Origin of the sequence: Mycobacterium sp., from assembly GCF_025965855.1 — a bacterium.
In the GTDB taxonomy this organism is placed as follows: domain Bacteria; phylum Actinomycetota; class Actinomycetes; order Mycobacteriales; family Mycobacteriaceae; genus Mycobacterium.
This window is the reverse complement of record NZ_JAOPWB010000264.1, coordinates 1-18054: the sequence shown is the minus strand read 5'-3', so window position 1 is coordinate 18054 and position 18054 is coordinate 1. Positions and strand designations below refer to the sequence as shown.

Annotated in this window: 14 protein-coding genes and 2 rRNA genes; 8 read left to right on the top strand and 8 right to left on the bottom strand. The window is 67.1% G+C overall.

From position 1 onward, the window contains the following. Positions 1-191 (top strand): helicase C-terminal domain-containing protein (locus JWP83_RS22505; RefSeq protein ID WP_297735034.1); only part of this gene is annotated, 191 nt, incomplete at its 5' end. Positions 192-481: 290 nt separating this feature from the next. On the opposite strand, the gene glgP is transcribed toward JWP83_RS22505, so the two are convergent. Continuing rightward, entirely contained in the window at positions 482-3133 is a 2652-nt protein-coding gene (gene glgP / locus JWP83_RS22500) for an alpha-glucan family phosphorylase (protein ID WP_297735031.1), read from the bottom strand. Between the two features lie 226 nt (positions 3134-3359). On the opposite strand from glgP, the gene JWP83_RS22495 reads away from it, so the two are divergent. Further along, entirely contained in the window at positions 3360-5453 is a 2094-nt protein-coding gene (locus tag JWP83_RS22495; RefSeq protein WP_297735028.1) for an alpha-1,4-glucan--maltose-1-phosphate maltosyltransferase, read from the top strand. Between the two features lie 6 nt (positions 5454-5459). Further along, on the top strand, positions 5460-7655 hold the full coding sequence (glgB, locus tag JWP83_RS22490; RefSeq protein WP_297735025.1) for a 1,4-alpha-glucan branching protein GlgB: 2196 nt from the start codon (positions 5460-5462) through the stop codon (positions 7653-7655). 44 nt (positions 7656-7699) lie between these two features. Here the strand turns inward: glgB and JWP83_RS22485 are convergent, their stop codons facing one another. Together JWP83_RS22485 and JWP83_RS22480 are read right to left on the bottom strand one after the other, a co-directional pair. After that, on the bottom strand, positions 7700-8611 hold the full coding sequence (locus JWP83_RS22485) for a tetratricopeptide repeat protein (RefSeq protein WP_297735022.1): 912 nt from the start codon (positions 8609-8611) through the stop codon (positions 7700-7702). Positions 8612-8781: 170 nt separating this feature from the next. Next, positions 8782-9975 carry an acetyl-CoA C-acetyltransferase gene (locus JWP83_RS22480; RefSeq protein ID WP_297735019.1) on the bottom strand — a complete coding sequence of 398 codons (1194 nt, stop codon included), beginning with the start codon at positions 9973-9975 and terminating at the stop codon, positions 8782-8784. 78 nt (positions 9976-10053) lie between these two features. Here JWP83_RS22480 and mce point away from each other — a divergent pair, with 78 nt between their 5' ends. Next, the gene (gene mce / locus JWP83_RS22475) at positions 10054-10521 is read left to right on the top strand and encodes a methylmalonyl-CoA epimerase (protein ID WP_297735016.1); all 468 of its coding nucleotides are present in this window, start codon (positions 10054-10056) and stop codon (positions 10519-10521) included. 11 nt (positions 10522-10532) lie between these two features. Here mce and JWP83_RS22470 read toward each other — a convergent pair whose 3' ends face one another. Both JWP83_RS22470 and nucS read right to left on the bottom strand, forming a co-directional pair. Continuing rightward, positions 10533-10838: a hypothetical protein gene (locus JWP83_RS22470; protein WP_297735013.1), complete on the bottom strand. Its 306-nt coding sequence runs from the start codon at positions 10836-10838 to the stop codon at positions 10533-10535. Between the two features lie 22 nt (positions 10839-10860). After that, positions 10861-11532, bottom strand: a complete 672-nt coding sequence (gene nucS / locus JWP83_RS22465) for an endonuclease NucS (protein WP_297735010.1) — start codon at positions 11530-11532, stop codon at positions 10861-10863. Between the two features lie 45 nt (positions 11533-11577). On the opposite strand from nucS, the gene JWP83_RS22460 reads away from it, so the two are divergent. Beyond that, positions 11578-13182 carry an adenylate/guanylate cyclase domain-containing protein gene (locus JWP83_RS22460; protein WP_297735007.1) on the top strand — a complete coding sequence of 535 codons (1605 nt, stop codon included), beginning with the start codon at positions 11578-11580 and terminating at the stop codon, positions 13180-13182. On the opposite strand, the gene JWP83_RS22455 is transcribed toward JWP83_RS22460, so the two are convergent. Continuing rightward, the gene (locus JWP83_RS22455) at positions 13171-14436 is read right to left on the bottom strand and encodes an MFS transporter (protein ID WP_297735004.1); all 1266 of its coding nucleotides are present in this window, start codon (positions 14434-14436) and stop codon (positions 13171-13173) included. The two genes, JWP83_RS22460 and JWP83_RS22455, sit on opposite strands and share 12 nt — an antisense overlap. Before the next feature lie 90 nt (positions 14437-14526). Between JWP83_RS22455 and JWP83_RS22450 the strand changes: the two genes are divergently transcribed. From JWP83_RS22450 to JWP83_RS22440, 3 genes are all read left to right on the top strand, one after another. Beyond that, the gene (locus JWP83_RS22450) at positions 14527-15414 is read left to right on the top strand and encodes a LysR family transcriptional regulator (RefSeq protein ID WP_297735002.1); all 888 of its coding nucleotides are present in this window, start codon (positions 14527-14529) and stop codon (positions 15412-15414) included. A 73-nt stretch (positions 15415-15487) separates the two neighbouring features. Continuing rightward, the gene (locus JWP83_RS22445; RefSeq protein ID WP_297735000.1) at positions 15488-16975 is read left to right on the top strand and encodes a DNA-3-methyladenine glycosylase 2 family protein; all 1488 of its coding nucleotides are present in this window, start codon (positions 15488-15490) and stop codon (positions 16973-16975) included. After that, complete coding sequence (locus JWP83_RS22440; protein ID WP_297734998.1) at positions 16972-17469, top strand: methylated-DNA--[protein]-cysteine S-methyltransferase; 498 nt, start codon at positions 16972-16974, stop codon at positions 17467-17469. Before JWP83_RS22445 ends, JWP83_RS22440 begins: the two co-directional genes overlap by 4 nt. Before the next feature lie 114 nt (positions 17470-17583). Here the strand turns inward: JWP83_RS22440 and rrf are convergent. Together rrf and JWP83_RS22430 are read right to left on the bottom strand one after the other, a co-directional pair. Continuing rightward, positions 17584-17696 (bottom strand): 5S ribosomal RNA (gene rrf, locus JWP83_RS22435). A 99-nt stretch (positions 17697-17795) separates the two neighbouring features. Next, positions 17796-18054 (bottom strand): 23S ribosomal RNA (locus JWP83_RS22430); the annotation flags it as partial.

Below are 18054 nucleotides of genomic sequence, written 5' to 3'. Positions count from 1 at the left end.
TGCTGGCGCAGGGGTCGGGCCGGCTGCTGCGCCGCGTCACCGACCGCGGCGTCGTCGCGGTCCTCGACTCCCGGATGGTGACCGCCGGCTACGGCGGCTACCTGCGCGCCTCGCTGCCGCCGTTTTGGCAGACCACCAACCCGGCGCAGGTCCGCGGGGCGCTGGAACGGCTGCGCACCGCCCCAGCTTGATGGTGGCGACCCGTCCCCGCCAGCGGGAGGTGCCCCCAGCGCCCGGCTCCGCCGCGCTTGCGATCGCCACAGCTTGATGGTGGCGACCCGCCGCGCCCGGCTCCGCCGAACTTGCGATCGCCACAGCTTGATGGTGGCGACCCGCCGCGCCCGGCTCCGCCGCGCTTGCGATCGCCACAGCTTGATGGTGGCGACCCGCCGCGCCCCGCTCCACCGCGCTTGCGATCGCCACAGCTTGATGGTGGCGACCCGCCGCGCCCGGCTCCGCCGCGCTTGCGATCGCCACAGCGTCAAGCCAGGGTGACCAAGCCGAGCTCGTTGCTGGCGGCGAGCAGCGGATGGCGGGGCAGCACGCGCACCGTGTATCCGACCGCTCCGGCCAGCGGCAGCGCCGTCGTCGTCGAGAACACCTGGTTGCCCCCTTCGGCGGTACCGGTGTACGACATCTCGACGGTGATCGGGTCCAGCAGCGTGTCGCTGGCGTCGACCTTGCCGACCACCGCTTGGACCGTGACCTCGTCGGGCGCCAGCCCGGCGAGTTGCACGGTCGCGGTCAGGGTCAGCTTGGAGCCGAGCACCGGGGTGTCGGGCAGGCCGGTGCTGTCGACGTCGGTGATGGTCAGCTTGGGCCACGCTTCCTCGACGCGCCTGCGGTAGGCGGCCAACTCGCGGGCCGCGCCGAACTCGGCGCCGCTCGCCTCGTCCTCGGCGCCCTCCGGGGCGGTGATGGTCCTTCGCAGCGATTGCGCCGCGGGCATGTAGTACTGCTCGACGTAGTCGCGCACCATGCGGGAGGCGAGCACCTTCGGCCCGAGGGTCTGCAGGGTGTGGCGCACCATTTCGATCCACCGCGGCGGCACCCCGTGTTCATCGCGCTCGTAGAACTTCGTTGCCACCGCTTGTTCCAGGAGGTTGTAGAGCGCGCTGGATTCCAGGTCATCCCGACGGGATTCATCGGCCACGCCGTCGGCAGACGGTATCTCCCAACCGTTTTCGCCGTCGTACCATTCGTCCCACCAGCCGTCGCGGATGGACAGGTTCAGCCCGCCGTTGAGCGCGCTCTTCATCCCCGAGGTGCCGCAGGCCTCCAGGGGCCGCAGCGGGTTGTTCAGCCATACGTCGCAGCCCCAATACAGCAGCCGGGCCATCGACATGTCGTAGTCGGGCAGGAAGGCGATGCGGTGGCGCACCTCCGGCCGGTCGGCGAAGCGCACTATTTGCTGGATCAGCGCTTTGCCACCGTCGTCGGCCGGATGCGATTTCCCCGCAACGATCAGCTGGATCGGCCTTTCCTCGTCGAGCAGCAGCTGTTCCAGTCGATCCGGATCGCGCAGCATCAGCGTCAGCCGCTTGTAGGTCGGCACTCGCCGGGCGAACCCGATGGTCAGCACGTTGGGATCGAAAGCCTTTGCGATCCAACTCAATTCGGCGTCGGACGCGCCGCGTTCCAGCCACGAGCGGCGCAGCCGCACCCGGACATCCTCGACCAGCAGGGACCGAAGTTGCGATCGGATCCACCACAGATGGCCGGCGTCGACCTCTTGGAGTCGCAGCCACACACCCGGATCGCCGAACGAGTCCGAGCCGGCCAATTCACGACCCAGCTGCAACCATTGCGGCGCCGCCCACGTGCGCGCGTGAACTCCGTTGGTGATCGACCCGATCGGCACCTCGCGCGAATCGAATCCGGGCCACAACTCGTTGAACATGTCCCGGCTGACCCGGCCGTGCAGCAGCGAGACGCCGTTGGCGCGTTGCGCCAGCCGCAGCCCCATGTGAGCCATGTTGAACTTGGTCGGATCGTCCTCGGCGCCGAGCGCGATGATCCGGGACGTCGGCACCCCCGGCAGCAACGCGGGCGCACCCTTGGCGCCCCGATCCCCGTTGGCCTCGGCTTCGAGACCAGCGAGGCCGTCGTCAAAGTAGAGCCGCACCATGTCGACGGGGAACCGGTCGATACCGGCGGGCACCGGGGTGTGGGTGGTGAACACGGTGCTGGAGCGCACGACGGTCAACGCGGTGTCGAAGTCCAGTCCCGAATCGGTGATCAGCTCGCGAATGCGTTCGGTCCCGAGGAACCCGGCGTGCCCCTCGTTCATGTGCCACACCTCGGGCGCGGGCAGCCCTTCAATCGCGGTGAACGCGCGGATCGCCCGCACCCCACCGATGCCGGCCAAGATCTCTTGGCGCATCCGATGTTCCTGGTCGCCGCCGTAGAGGCGGTCGGTGACGCTGCGCAGCTCGTGCTCGTTCTCGGGGACGTCGGAATCCAGCAGCAGCAGCGGCACGCGCCCCACCTGCGCGACCCAGACCCGCGCGTGCAGCCGCGCCGAGTCGGGGAGCATCAGCTCCACCAGCACGGGATCGCCGGTCGTATCGGTAAGCAGCCGCAGTGGCAGCCCCTGCGGGTCCAGCGACGGGTAGGTCTCGTTCTGCCAGCCATCCGCGGTCAGCGACTGCCGGAAGTACCCGGAGCGGTAGTACAGGCCCACCGCGATCAGCGGGACGCCCAGATCGGACGCCGACTTCAGGTGATCGCCGGCGAGAATCCCCAAGCCGCCCGAATAGTTGGGCAGCACCTCGGCGACGCCGAACTCCATCGAGAAGTACGCGACGGCGGTCGGCATCGAGACGCCGTCCTGCTGGCGCTGCTGATACCAGAGCGGACGACTCAGGTAATCGTTCAGGCCAGCGGCCAGCTCATCAAGCCGGCCCAGGAACGCGTCGTCGAGCGCCAACTCGTCGAGCCGCGCCGGGCTCACCGCACCGAGCAGCGCCACCGGATCGCAGCCCCACCGCGCCCACAGCGCCGGATCGATGGTCGCGAACAGGTCTTGTGTAGGCCTGTCCCACGACCACCGCAGGTTGGTCGAAAGCTGATCCAGCGCGGCGAGACGCTCGGGCAAATGAGCACGGACGGTAAAGCGGCGAAGGGCTTTCACACGTCATTAGCTTACTGAGGATTCCGGCGCTCGCAGGGCGACCGACTGACCGTTTGACTTCAGCGGTGTGTGACGGCGCACTAGGGTGGGTATCGGTTAGTTGTCGGGATCGCAACGATGCGGTCCGTCAGAGAAAGTCCCCACGACAGGAAGTTTCTTCAGACGCGAGGCATTCCGCGACGGAGCAGACCGCGGTTTGGCTGCACACAATCGGAACGGAGTGGTTGTGCCGGGTCGTGTCGAGATTGATGACGTCCAGCCCGTCGTTTCCTGCGGTGCGTACCCCGCCAAGGCGGTGGTCGGTGAGATGGTCCCCGTCAGCGCCGCGGTCTGGCGAGAAGGCCACGAGGCGGTCGCGGCGACTCTGGTCGTGCGCTACCTCGGGCCGCGCTATCCGCAGATAACCGAATCCCGCCGGGTCAAGGCGGTTCAGGCCCCCGAACGCCCGGTACCCGTACTTGACGGCAGGGCCGCCGAGCCGCGGATGAAGCCGCTGCAGCTTCGGATGACGGAGGGTCAGGAACCGTACGTCTTCCACGGTGTGTTCACCCCCGACCGGGTCGGGCTGTGGATCTTCCGCGTCGACGGGTGGGGTGATCCCATCGGATCGTGGCGCCATGGGCTGGTCGCCAAGCTGGACGCCGGGCAGGGTGCGACGGAGCTGTCCAACGATCTGCTGGTGGGGGCCGCGCTGTTGGAGCGTGCCGCGACCGGCGTGCCGCGGGCGCGCCGCGATCCACTGCTGGCGGCAGCCCGGGCGCTGCGGACGCCCGGGGACGCGGTCACCCGCACCGCGCTGGCCTTGGCTCCCGAAATCGAAGAAGTGCTGGCGGACTATCCGTTGCGCGACCTGGTCACCCGGGGCGAGCAATACGGGGTGTGGGTGGACCGGCCGCTGGCCCGCTTCGGCGCGTGGTACGAGATGTTCCCCCGCTCGACGGGCGGTTGGGACGCGAAGGGCAAGCCGGTGCACGGCACCTTCGCCACGGCGACCGCCGAGCTCCCGCGGATTGCGGAGATGGGGTTCGACGTCGTCTACCTGCCGCCGATTCACCCGATCGGCAAGGTACATCGCAAGGGCCGCAACAACTCCCCCACCGCCGCCCCTTCAGACGTGGGGTCCCCGTGGGCAATCGGTAGCGACGAGGGGGGCCACGACGCGGTTCACCTGGACCTTGGCACGATCGACGACTTCGACGACTTCGTCTCCGCCGCACGCGATCTGGGCATGGAAGTGGCGCTGGACCTGGCGCTGCAATGCGCACCGGATCATCCGTGGGCACGCGAACACCGGCAGTGGTTCACCGAATTGCCCGATGGAACCATCGCCTACGCGGAGAACCCGCCGAAGAAGTATCAGGACATCTATCCGATCAACTTCGACAACGACCCGGCGGGTCTCTACGACGAAGTGCTGCGGGTGGTCCGGCACTGGATCGACCACGGGATCAAGTTCTTTCGGGTCGACAATCCGCACACCAAGCCGCCCGACTTCTGGGCCTGGCTGATCGGCCAGGTCAAAGACGTCGACCCGGACGTGCTGTTCCTGTCTGAGGCCTTCACGCCGCCGGTCCGCCAGAACGGGCTGGCCAAGCTCGGCTTCACGCAGTCCTACACCTACTTCACGTGGCGCACGGCCAAGTGGGAGCTCACCGAATTCGGCAACGACATCGCCGCCCTCGCCGACTTTCGCCGGCCCAACTTGTTCGTCAACACCCCCGACATCCTGCACGCGGTGCTGCAGCACAACGGCCCGGGCATGTTTGCCATCCGCGCGGTGCTGGCGGCGACCATGGGCCCCGCCTGGGGGGTGTACTCCGGCTACGAGCTGTTCGAGCACCGAGCGGTCCGGGAGGGCAGCGAGGAGTACCTGGACTCCGAGAAGTACGAGTTGCGTCCCCGCGACTATGCCGGCGCGCTGGCCGAAGGCCGGTCGCTCGAGCCGTTCATCAAGCAGCTCAACACGATTCGCCGCTTACACCCCGCGCTGCAACAGCTGCGTACGATCCATTTCCACGGCGCGGACAACGAAGCGGTGCTGGCCTACAGCAAATTCGACCCGGCCACCGGCGACTGCGTGCTGATGGTGGTGACGCTCAACGCGTTCGGGCCCGAGGAAGCGATGCTGTGGTTAGACATGGCGGCATTGGGTATGGAGCCCTATGAGCGCTTTTGGGTGCGTGATGAGATCACCGGTCAGGAATTTCAATGGGGGCAATCCAATTACGTTCGCCTCGATCCCGGGCAGGCGGTCGCCCACATCATCAACATGCCACTCGTACCGAACGAATCCCGAATCACGCTGCTGCGTAGGAGGTGACGGGCTGTGAGCCGAACCGACGAACTGGCCGGATTAGATTTGGCGCCCGACCCGGCGGACCTGGAGCGCCTGGTTGCCGGTGCGCACTACAACCCGCACGGCATCCTGGGCGCCCACGAGTACGGCGACCATACCGTCATTCGGGCGTTCCGGCCGCACGCGCGGGAAGTCGTCGCGCTCGTCGGCGACAACCGGTTCCCGCTGCAGCACGTCGAATCCGGCCTGTTCGCCGTGGCCCTGCCGTTTATCGACCTGATCGACTACCGGCTCGAGCTGACCTACGAAGGTTCCGACCCGTACGTCGTCGCCGACGCCTACCGCTTCCTGCCCACACTGGGCGAAGTTGACCTTCATCTCTTCGGCGAAGGCCGCCACGAGCGACTCTGGGAAGTCCTTGGCGCCCATCCCCGCTCGTTCACCACGGCCGACGGCGTGGTAACCGGGGTCTCGTTCGCCGTGTGGGCGCCCAACGCCAAGGGTGTCAATTTGATCGGCGAGTTCAACGGCTGGAACGGCAGCGAGGCCCCGATGCGGGTGCTCGGCTCCTCCGGGGTGTGGGAGTTGTTCTGGCCCGGTTTTCCGGTGGACGGCCTGTACAAGTTCCGCGTGCACGGCGCCGACGGCGTGGTGACCGAGCGAGCCGACCCGTTCGCCTTCGCCACCGAAGTGCCGCCGAACACGGCATCGCGCGTGACGCGCAGCAGGTACACGTGGGAGGACGCCGACTGGATGGCGCGGCGCGCGCAGCGCAATCCGGTGTTCGAGCCGATGAGCACCTACGAGGTCCATCTGGGGTCGTGGCGCCCGGGGCTCAGCTACCGCCAGCTCGCCCGCGAGCTGACGGATTACGTTGTCGAGCACGGGTTCACCCACGTGGAGCTGCTGCCGGTCGCCGAGCACCCGTTCGCAGGGTCTTGGGGATACCAGGTCACGTCGTACTACGCACCGACATCGCGATTCGGCACACCGGACGACTTCCGGGTGCTGGTCGACGCCCTGCACCGGGCCGGCATCGGCGTCATCGTGGACTGGGTGCCGGCGCACTTCCCGAAGGATGTATGGGCGCTGGGGCGATTCGACGGCACCCCGCTCTACGAGCACGCGGATCCCAAGCGCGGCGAGCAACTTGACTGGGGCACTTACGTATTCGACTTCGGCCGCGCGGAAGTGCGCAACTTCCTGGTCGCCAACGCGTTGTACTGGCTCGAAGAGTTCCACGTGGACGGCCTGCGGGTGGACGCGGTCGCGTCGATGCTGTACCTGGACTATTCGCGCCCCGAGGGCGGCTGGACCCCGAACATCTACGGCGGGCGGGAAAACCTGGAGGCGGTGCAGTTCCTGCAGGAGATGAACGCCACGGCGCACAAGGCCGCGCCCGGCATCGTCACCGTCGCCGAGGAGTCGACGTCGTGGCCCGGGGTGACACGGCCGACAAACCTGGGTGGCCTCGGCTTTTCGATGAAGTGGAACATGGGGTGGATGCACGACACGCTCGACTACATCAGCCGCGACCCGATCTACCGCAGCTACCACCATCACGAGATGACCTTCTCGATGCTGTACGCGTTCAGCGAGAACTACGTGCTGCCGATCAGCCACGACGAGGTGGTGCACGGCAAGGGGACGCTGTGGGGGCGGATGCCGGGCAACAACCACGTCAAGGCCGCGGGGCTGCGCAGCCTGCTGTCCTATCAGTGGGCGCACCCGGGCAAGCAATTGTTGTTCATGGGGCAGGAATTCGCACAGCGCGCCGAGTGGTCCGAGCAACGCGGTTTGGATTGGTGGCAACTCGACGAGCAAGGTTTCTCCAACGGGGTTTTGCGTTTCGTGCGCGACATCAACGAGATTTACCGCGGCCACCCGGCGCTGTGGAGCCAGGACACCGTTCCCGAGGGCTATTCCTGGATCGACGCCAACGACTCCGCCAACAACGTGTTGAGTTTTCTGCGTCATGGCAAAGACGGCTCGGTAATGGCGTGCGTGTTCAATTTCGCGGGCTCGGAGCACAGCGGCTACCGACTCGGGCTGCCCTGCGCGGGCCGCTGGCGCGAGGTCCTCAACACCGACGCGACTGTCTACAACGGCTCGGGAATCGGCAACATGGGCGGCGTCGACGCCACCGAAGACCCGTGGCACGGCCGCCCGGCGTCGGCGGTGATGGTCCTGCCGCCCACGTCGGCGCTGTGGTTCGAACCCGAATAATTCGGTAGGCAGGCCTGGCGCCCTGCAGGTTCGCGAGCAGAACTTCAGTACAGGGCGTTGGCGAGATTGCGCCGACCGACGACGACCTCGGGGTCGGCGGGATCGAAGAGTTCGAACAGCTCGATCAAGCGGGTGCGCACCCTGGTCCGGTCGTCGCCAGATGTGCTGCGCACCAGGGCAGTCAGGCGCTCGAACGCCGCGCCGACATCCTGGTTGAGGATTTGCACGTCGGCGGCCGCCAACGCGGCCTCGATGTCGGCCGGCGCGGCATCGGCGACCGCGACGGCGTCGGGCCGTTGCGCCGTTGCGCGCGTGAGGAATTCGATCTGCCGGATCGCGCCCTTCGCCTCGGCGCTGGCCGGGTTGGCATCCAGTATCGCCTGATACGACTCCTTGGCGCCGTCGAAATCGCCGTCCTCAAGCTGCTGGCGGGCCCGGACCAGCTCGGGGTCCACCTCCGCCTGCTCGGAACCACTTGAGCCCTTTAACTTCCCGGCTGTCGCCGACAGCAGCGAGTCCACCCAGCGCCGCAACTGGTCGGGCGGCTGAACCCCCTGGAAGCTGGACAACGGCTGCCCGGCGGCCAACGCCACCACGGTCGGGACCGCGTCGACGCCGAATATCTGGGCCACCCTGGGGGCCACGTCGACGTTGACCGTCGCCAGCGACCACTTGCCGTCGTCCTCGGCCGCCAGGCCGGAAAACGCCTCGAGGAGCTGCACGCACGCGTCACTGCGTGGTGACCACAAGACGACGACCACCGGGACTTCGTCGGACCGGATCAGCACTTCCTCTTCGAAATTGGCCTCGGTGACCTCGGTGGCACCCGGGGTCGCCGGCGTTGCCCGCTCGGTGGTGCCGGGCGGAGAAGCGCTCTGTTGGGCTCGCTGCTTGAGGCCGGACAGATCGACCGCACCGGTCAATGCGGGCCCACCAGTGGGTCGCGGACGCGTCACGCCGTCAAGTTTGTCATGCGCGCCGGTGGCCGAGCCACCCGGTAGCGCCGACGCTCATACGCGGGCGAACCGGCCCCAAATAGGCGCCCATACGGCCTTGACGGGCCTTTATGACCAAAATCACAAACTCTCCCGGACAGCTGGCGCCAGCAACGTCGAGCGGAGAGCGCCTAACCGGCCCGCAGTATCAGCGCGTCACCCTGGCCGCCGGCCCCACACAAGGCCGCAACCCCGTAACCGGAGCCGCGGCGAGCCAACTCCAGGGCCACATGCAGGGTGATCCTGGCGCCCGACATCCCGATGGGGTGGCCGACGGCGATCGCGCCGCCGTTGACGTTGACGAGCTCGGGATCGACACCCAATTCACGGGTCGAGGCCAGCGCCACCGCCGCAAACGCCTCGTTGATCTCGACGACGTCGAGTTGGTCAACGGAAATCCCCTCGCGGACGAGCGCTTTCTTGATCGCGTTGGCCGGCTGCGACTGCAGCGTCGAATCCGGCCCGGCCACAACGCCGTGCGCACCGATCTCGACCAGCCACGAAAGCCCCAGCTCCTGAGCTTTCGCCTTGTTCATGACGACAACCGCGGCCGCGCCGTCCGAAATCTGCGACGCCGAGCCGGCCGTGATGGTGCCATCGCGGCGAAACGCCGGTTTGAGGCCGGCCAGGGACTCCGCGGTGGTGTTGGCGCGGATGCCCTCGTCCTCGGCGAACTGCAACGGATCACCCTTGCGCTGCGGGATATTCACCGGCACGACTTCGTCGGTGAAAACGCCGTCCTTCCACGCCGCCGCGGCCTTTTGGTGCGACCGCGCGGCAAACTCGTCCTGCTCGGCCCGGGTGAACTTGTCGACGTCGTTGCGCTGCTCGGTCAGCGCGCCCATCGGCTGGTCGGTGAACACGTCGTGCAGGCCGTCGTAGGCCATGTGGTCCAGCACCGTGACGTCCCCGTACTTGTAGCCGGCCCGGCTGTCCATCAGCAAATGGGGCGCTTTCGTCATCGACTCCTGACCGCCGGCCACCACCAGGTCGAACTCCCCGGCGCGAATGAGCTGGTCAGCCAGCGCGATCGCGTCGATGCCGGACAGGCACATCTTGTTGATGGTCAGCGCCGGAACGTCCCAGCCGATGCCCGCGGCAACCGCCGCCTGACGTGCGGGCATCTGGCCGGCCCCGGCCGTCAACACCTGGCCCATGATCACGTACTCGACCAGCGAACCCGGCACTTGAACATTTGGGAAGGCCTTGTCCAGCGCGCCGGCGATCGCGATGGCGCCCAGGTCGCTGGCCGAAAAATCCTTCAGCGACCCCATCAGCTTGCCGATGGGTGTCCGCGCTCCAGCAACTATCACCGACGTCGTCATGAATACCTCCTAAGCGTGCGCGGACGGCCGGTCCGACCTCCCCGAGAAGCGCAATCTTTGCCGTCAGGTTACCGTTATGTGATGACGACCGATCAAGTTGACGCCCGGCAGATCCTAGCCACCGGGCTGGTTACGGCGATCGATCACGTCGGCATCGCAGTCGCCGACCTGGACGCTGCCATTGCCTGGTATCACGAGCACCTCGGCATGATCCTGGTGCACGAAGAAGTCAACGATGACCAGGGAATCCGCGAAGCGATGCTGGCCGTGCGCGGCGCCCCGTTGGGCACCGCGCAGATCCAGTTGATGGCCCCGATCGACGACTCCTCGACGATCGCGAAGTTCCTCGACAAGCGGGGACCCGGCATCCAGCAGCTGGCGGTTCGGGTCAGCGATCTCGACACCCTTTGCGAGCGGTTCCGCGAGCAGGGCGTCCGCCTGGTCTACGAGGCGCCCCGGCGCGGCACAGCGAACTCGCGGATCAACTTCATCCACCCCAAGGACGCCGGCGGAGTTCTGATCGAGTTGGTCGAACAGGCTTCCTGAAAGCCGGGCGACTAAGACCACTTTCGGGTCGGGCCGCGGGTAGCGCGATTGGTCCAGCACGGCGTGTGCCAGTGCCGCCGGTCTTCAATTCCCTGTTGCGGCCCGCCTCCGGCTGAATCGGTCGGCCATACCACCAGATGCGATGTGCCGGAACGTATTTCGTGATCACAACCGGGGCAGCGGTAGGTCTTGAAGGCGCGGGCCGCCGCGATCGGCCGCACTTCGTACTCGTGACCATCGGGTCCGGTTTCCACCCGGCGCGCCACCGGCGGCGGGACTGGCCGTTGGCCACGTGGCGGTGTGCGGCGCCGAGCCATGCCGTGAGTCTAGTCGGGCACGTCAGAACAGCCGGTATTCGTCGCTATCCATGCCGCGCATCTTGTCGTAATCAAGTGTGATGCAACGGATTCCGCGATCCGTAGCCAGTGTGCGCGCCTGCGGCTTGATCTGCTGAGCGGCGAAGACCCCCTTGACCGGCGCGAGAACGCTGTCGCGGTTGAGCAACTCGAGATAGCGGGTGAGCTGCTCGACGCCGTCGATCTCGCCGCGCCGCTTGATTTCCACGGCGACCGAGCCGCCCCGTTCATCGCGACACAGCAGATCGACGGGGCCGATCGCGGTCATGTACTCGCGGCGGACCAACGTGTATCCCTCGCCCAGCAGTTGCACGTGCTCGGCGAGCAACGCCTGAAGGTGGGCCTCGACGCCGTCCTTCACCAAGCCGGGGTCTACGCCCAGGTCGTGGCTGGAGTCGTGCTCGATTTCCTCCACGGTGATGCGCAGCTGCTCGCCGGCCTTGTTCTCAACCACCCACACCGGCACCTCGCCGCCGAGCTCCTCGCTCAACCAGCACGGCGGGCTCATCCAGTTCAACGGCTTGTAGGCGCGGTCGTCGGCGTGCACGCTCACCGATCCGTCGGCCTTGAACAGCAGCAACCTGTGCGCGGACGGTAGATGTGCGGTGAGCCGGCCGATGTAGTCGACAGTGCATTGGGCGATCACTAGACGCACCCGAATCACCTTAGAGCGTCGCCGACGAATTAGGCTGACGCCACGATGTCGGCCAATCAGAGCATGGCGCAACGCCTGGGCCGGGTGCTGGAGAAGGTCACCCGTCAGAGCGGCCGCCTGCCGGAAACCCCTGCGTACGGTTCCCTGCTGCTCGGGCGGGTGACGGAAAGCCAACGGCGACGACGGATTCGCATACAGGTCATCATGACCGTGCTGATCCTGGGGGTGAACCTGATCGGCATCGCCGTCGGACTGGTGTTGGTGACGGTCGCCATTCCCGAACCGAGCGTGTTCGAGGACGCGCCGGCGTGGATCACGTTCGGGGCCGCCCCGGCCTACATCGCAGTGGCCCTGGCGCTTGGCACCTATTGGATTACCCGCCGGCTTGTGGCCACGTTGCGCTGGGCGATCGAGGAGCGCGCGCCGACCCCGGAGGACGAGCGCAACACCTTCCTGGCCCCGTGGCGACTCGCCATGTATGACCTCATCCTGTGGGGCATCGGGACGGTGGTTCTGACGACCCTCTTCGGCCTGGCCAACACGATGTTCATCCCGCGGTTCCTCTTCGCGGTGAGCTTCTGCGGCGTCCTGGTGGCCACCGGGAGCTATCTGCTCGCCGAATTCGCGCTGCGCCCGGTGGCCGCCCAGGCGCTCGAGGCGGGGCCGCCACCACGACGGTTCTCGGCGGGCATCATGGGCCGGACGATGGTGGTCTGGTTCCTGGGTTCCGGCGTCCCCATCATCGGCATCGCCCTCCTGGCCATGTTCCAGACGTTGATGCGCAATCTGACCGAGACCCAGTTCGCGGTCGGCGTGCTGATCGTCGCGTTCGCGACCCTGATTTTCGGTTGCATCTTGATGTGGATCCTGGCCTGGCTCACCGCGACACCGGTGCGAGTGGTGCGAGCGGCGCTCATGCGCGTCGAGCGGGGCGACCTGCGGGGCGACCTGGTGGTGTTCGACGGGACCGAGCTCGGTGAGCTGCAGCGTGGCTTCAACGCGATGGTCGACGGTCTGCGCGAACGCGAACGCGTGCGTGATCTTTTCGGCCGGCACGTCGGGCGCGAAGTGGCCCTGGCCGCCGAGCGTGAGCGGCCGAAGCTGGGCGGTGAAGAACGCCACGTCGCCGTCGTCTTCATCGATATCGTCGGCTCCACGCAACTGGTGACCACGAAACCACCGGCGGAAGTCGTTGCGTTACTTAACCGATTCTTCGGCATCGTCGTCGAGGAGGTGGACCGCCACTGCGGGCTGGTCAACAAGTTCGAGGGGGACGCGTCGCTCGCCATCTTCGGAGCCCCCAACCGCCTCGACTCACCCGAGGACGAGGCGCTCGCCGCCGCGCGCTGCATGGCCGAACGGCTGCGCGATGAAATGCCCGAGTGCCAGGCCGGCATCGGCGTGGCGGCGGGCCAGGTCGTCGCCGGCAACGTGGGCACCAACGAGCGATTCGAATACACCGTGATCGGCGAGCCGGTCAACGAGGCCGCGCGCCTGTGCGAGCTGGCCAAATCGCATCCCCGCAGATTACTTGCGACGGCCGACGCGCTCGAGGGCGCGAGCGAAGAGGAACGTGCCCGTTGGTCTTTGGGCGAGACCGTGACCCTTCGCGGGCACGAGCGCCCCACGCGGCTGGCCTCACCCGTCTGAGGCCCGAACGTCGAATTGTTGGGCGGAAAACCGCAAATTCCCCGCCACGTCTCGACGCTCGGGACGCGATAGAGAGGCCATCAGCAACAGCGCGGCGAGCAGCAGCACACCGACGAACCAGACGGTCGCCGCCCAGCCGCCGGCGCTGTAGACCAGGCCGCCGAGCACGCCGGCCATCGATCCTCCCAGGTAGTAGCTGAACAGGTAGAGCGCAGACGCCTCGGCGCGATCCCGGTGCGCCACCGCACCCACCCAGCCGCTGGCCACGGTGTGCGCGGCGAAGAATCCGCCGGTGAAGACGCCGACCCCGACGACGATCGCGACCAGTGCGTGCGGGACGGTCAGCAGCAGGCCGGTCGCGGTGATCGGCAAGGCACCGCCCAGCACGAGCGCGCGTCCCCTGCGGTCGGCCAGCCGTCCCGCCACGACCGACGCCCAGGTGCCGGCCAGGTACAGCACGAACAGCAGTCCGACTACCGACGGCGCCAATGCGAACGGCGGGGCCGTCAATCGGTATCCGAGGTAGTTGTACACCGTGACGAAGCCGCCCATTAGCGCGAAGCCCAACGCAAAAAGCCTCAGCAACACGGGGTTTCGGAGATGTGCGGCAAGGTTGCGCAGGGTGGCCCGCACGCTCGCCGCCTTCGGGGTGAAGAACCGAGACCGGGGCACCACGACGGCGAAGACCGCCGTGCCGGCCAGCGTCGTCAATGAGCACACCAACAGCGCGACCCGCCAATTGCTGACATCGACAACCAGAGACGGCACGATCCGCCCAACCAGGCCACCGAGCGTCGTCCCGGCGATGTACCGCCCCATCGCCGAACCGAGCGACGAGGCGTGCACCTCCTCGGCGAGGAACGCCATCGCGACCGCGGGTATACCGGCGAGCGCGACGCCATGCAGCGCCCGTCCGACAAGGAGAATGCCGAGCGAGGGACTGAACGGAAGCAGCAATCCGATCACGCTGGACGCGACCCCCGACGTCAGCATCACGGTGATGCGCCCGTAGCGCTCGGAAAGCACGCTGGCGGGGATGATCGATAGCGCAAGCACTCCCGTGGTCAGCGAGACGGTGAGCGCCGCGGCGGCCGGGCTGATCCGGTAATACGCCGAGAAGGCCGGCAGCAGGGCCTGCGTGCAGTACATCGCGGCGAAACTGGCCAGGCCGGCACCGTATAGCGCGGCGGTCACGCGCCGGTACCCGCTGCTTCCGGCCTGGTGGCCGGTCGGAATCGAGGCAACGTGAGGCACGGCAACGATGCTCCCGGGTCGTGACGTGGGACGGAAATGAATTATTGATTGGATTATGATGCAGTTCCGACATAAGCAAAGGTGGCGGCGATGCCTGACGGCGACTACGAGTGGTTCGTCACAGTTGCGGAGCTGCAACACGTCACGGCCGCGGCCGAACAACTGCATATCGCGCAGCCGACGCTCACCCGAATGCTGGCGCGCCTGGAACGGAGGCTGGGCGTCGCATTGTTCGAGCGCCGCGGCAGGCGGCTCTCGCTCAACACCTACGGCCGGATTTTTTACGAGCACGCGCGCCGGGCGCAGTTGGAGCTCGATTCAGCCCGGCGCGCGATCGAGGACCTGACCAATCCGGCCGTCAGCGAGATCCGGCTGGGCTTTTTGAGTTCGTTCGGTTCAACGGTGGTGCCGCGCCTGATCGCGGCGTTCGCGGAAGCGTCACCGCGAGTGGCATTCACACTCGAGGAGGGTGCGGCCGAATCGATCGGCGATCTCGTGCAATCCGGGCTCATCGACGTCGGGGTGGTCTCGCCGCGGCCGCGAGGGTCGATTTTCGCCTGGCGCAGCCTGTTTCGTCAGCGGCTCGGCATCGCAGTCCCCCGCGGCCACCGACTCAGGGACGGCGCGATGGTGTCAATGACCGATCTGGCCGACGAACCTTTCGTGGCCATGCACCCAGGGTTTGGCATGCGCCGGCTGCTCGATGAGCTATGTGCCGCAGCGCAATTCCAGCCGCGGATCGTCCTGGAATCCGCCAACCTGACCACCACCGCCGGGTTGGTAGCCGCAGGACTGGGAATCAGCCTGATACCCATCGACAGCAGCGATCACGCGCGCGCGGTCACCGTGCTGCCGTTGGCCGACGCCGACGCCTACCGCGATGTCGGGATGATCTGGAATTCCGGGCGGCCGTTGTCCCGCCCGGCGCGGGACTTCATCGCGTCCGCCGCGACTCTTCGCAAGCAGGGCACCCAGTGACGGACGCGCGCCGGCCCACGATCATGTCGCTTTTCCGCCAGTTTTGTCGGTGGGCGGGTGTAACTGTGGAAGCGTGCACGACGATTTCGAACGCTGCTACCGGGCGGTCCAGTCCAAGGACGCCCGGTTCGACGGCTGGTTCGTCACCGCGGTTCTGACGACGCGGATCTATTGCCGGCCCAGTTGCCCCGTGCGGCCGCCGTTCGCCCGCAACGTCCGGTTCTATCCGACTGCGGCCGCCGCCCAACGAGCGGGCTTCCGGGCGTGCAAGCGGTGCCGCCCCGACGCGTCGCCCGGCTCTCCGGAATGGAATGTGCGTGGTGACGTCGTTGCGCGCACGATGCGGTTGATTGCCGACGGCACCGTGGACCGGGAAGGCGTCGGCGGCCTCGCGGGCCGCCTCGGTTACACGACCCGCCAGCTGGAGCGGCTCCTGCGGGCCGAAGTCGGCGCCGGTCCACTCGCGCTGGCCCGCGCGCAACGCGCCCAGACCGCCCGGGTGCTCATCGAGACCACGGACCTGCCGTTCGGCGACGTCGCCTTCGCCGCCGGGTTCTCCAGCATCCGGCAGTTCAACGACACCGTGCGCTTGGTGTTCGAAACCACGCCGACGGCGCTACGCCAGCGGGCAGCCGTCCGGAACCGGGCCGACACGAATTCACCTGGGACGCTGTGCCTTCGGCTGCCGGTACGCACACCGTTCGCGTACGAGGGCGTCTTCGGCCACCTCGCGGCCGGCACCGTGCCAGGCTGCGAGGAGCTCCGCGACGGCGCCTACCGGCGCAGCCTGCGGCTGCCCCGAGGGAGCGCCGTCGTGACGCTGGCACCGGCCGTCGATCACGTGCGCTGCCAGCTGGCACTCGACGACTTCCGCGACCTCACGACCGCGATCGCCCGTTGCCGGCGCCTACTGGACCTCGATGCCGACCCCGAAGCGGTGGTCGACGCCCTAAGCGGCGACCCGGAACTGGCCGCCGTGGTGAAGAAGGCCCCCGGACAACGAATTCCGCGCACGGTCGACGAGGCGGAGCTCGCGGTGCGCGCCGTGCTCGGCCAACAGGTCTCGACCAAAGCCGCAAGAACCCACGCGGGCAGGCTGGTCGCGGCCTACGGGCGGCCGATCCACGACCCCGGGGGCGCGTTGACCCATACCTTCCCATCGGTCGAACAGCTCGCCGAGATCGATCCCATCCACCTCGCGGTCCCGAAGGCCCGGCAGAGAACGCTCGCCGCCCTGGTCGCCGAACTTGCCGACGGAAGCGTAGCCCTGGACGCCGGCAGCGATTGGGACACCGCACGCGCGCAGTTGCTGGCGCTGCCCGGCGTCGGCCCCTGGACCGCGGAGGTGATCGCGATGCGCGCCCTGGGCGACCCGGATGCCTTTCCCGCCAGCGACCTCGGACTCCGGCTGGCCGCGAAGGAACTCGGGTTGCCCACGGATCAGCGAAAGCTCATCGCGCGCAGCGCCCGTTGGCGGCCCTGGCGCTCGTATGCCACCCAACATCTGTGGACCACCCTCGAGCATCCGGTAAACCACTGGCCACCACAGGAGGTCGCATGATCCGCTACCGCACCATCGACAGCCCGATCGGATTCCTGACCCTGGCCGGGCGTGGCTCGGTTTTGACGAATCTGCGGATGGCCGACCAGACCTACGAACCGGACCGGGCCGACTGGTCGCCCGATCCGCGGGCCTTTGACGAGACCGTCGAACAACTAATCGCCTATTTCGCCGGCGAGCTCGCCGACTTCGACGTCGAGCTCGAGCTGCGGGGTACCGAATTCCAGCGGCGAGTTTGGCAGGCGCTGCTGACCATTCCGTATGGCGAGACCCGTTCGTACGGGGAAATCGCCGACCAGATCGGCGCGCCGGGGTCCGCGCGCGCCGTAGGCTGGGCCAACGGCCACAATCCCATCGCGATCGTCGTTCCCTGCCACCGCGTAATCGGTGCCAACGGAAGCCTCACGGGATACGGCGGCGGGCTCGACCGAAAGCGGACCCTGCTCGGCTTGGAGAAAAGGCGCGCGCCGGCAAATTTGACATTATTTGACTAGGCCGCCGAACGTCGAGTTGTTGTGGCGATTTCTTGATAATCACCGCAACAACTCGACGTTGGACGGCAAGGAGAATACAAAAACACCCCCGTTGCCGGGGGCGTTTTTGTTTATGTTCGGCGGTGTCCTACTTTTCCACCCGATCGGGCAGTATCATCGGCGCTGACAGGCTTAGCTTCCGGGTTCGGGATGGGACCGGGCGTTTCCCTGTCGCTGTGGCCGCCGTAACTCTATTGCGGAAACACTATTTTGTTTGGTTGTGCTGGTGGGGGGTGTGGCATTACACGACGGAATCGTCGTGCGCCTGGAATGTGGTTGCGATTTGTGTTGGTAAGTTTTCGGCCGGTTAGTGCCAGTTCCCTACACCCATTACTGGGCTTCTAGGTCTGGCCTATCGAACCCGTGTTCTGCGGGGGGCCTTATCCCTCTAAAAGGGTGAGAAACCTGATCTTGGAGAAGGTTTCCCGCTTAGATGCTTTCAGCGGTTATCCTGTCCGAACGTGGCTATCCAGCGGTGCCCCTGGTGGGACAACTGGTGGACCAGAGGTTCGTCCGTCCCGGTCCTCTCGTACTAGGGACAGGTTT

Excerpts from the sequence above, each read along its gene's own strand:
- JWP83_RS22480 (WP_297735019.1), bottom strand. The coding sequence starts at position 9,975 with ATGACGACGTCGGTGATAGTTGCTGGAGCGCGGACACCCATCGGCAAG.
- JWP83_RS22470 (WP_297735013.1), bottom strand. The coding sequence starts at position 10,838 with ATGGCTCGGCGCCGCACACCGCCACGTGGCCAACGGCCAGTCCCGCCG.
- JWP83_RS22460 (WP_297735007.1), top strand. The coding sequence starts at position 11,578 with ATGTCGGCCAATCAGAGCATGGCGCAACGCCTGGGCCGGGTGCTGGAG.
- JWP83_RS22450 (WP_297735002.1), top strand. The coding sequence starts at position 14,527 with ATGCCTGACGGCGACTACGAGTGGTTCGTCACAGTTGCGGAGCTGCAA.
- JWP83_RS22440 (WP_297734998.1), top strand. The coding sequence starts at position 16,972 with ATGATCCGCTACCGCACCATCGACAGCCCGATCGGATTCCTGACCCTG.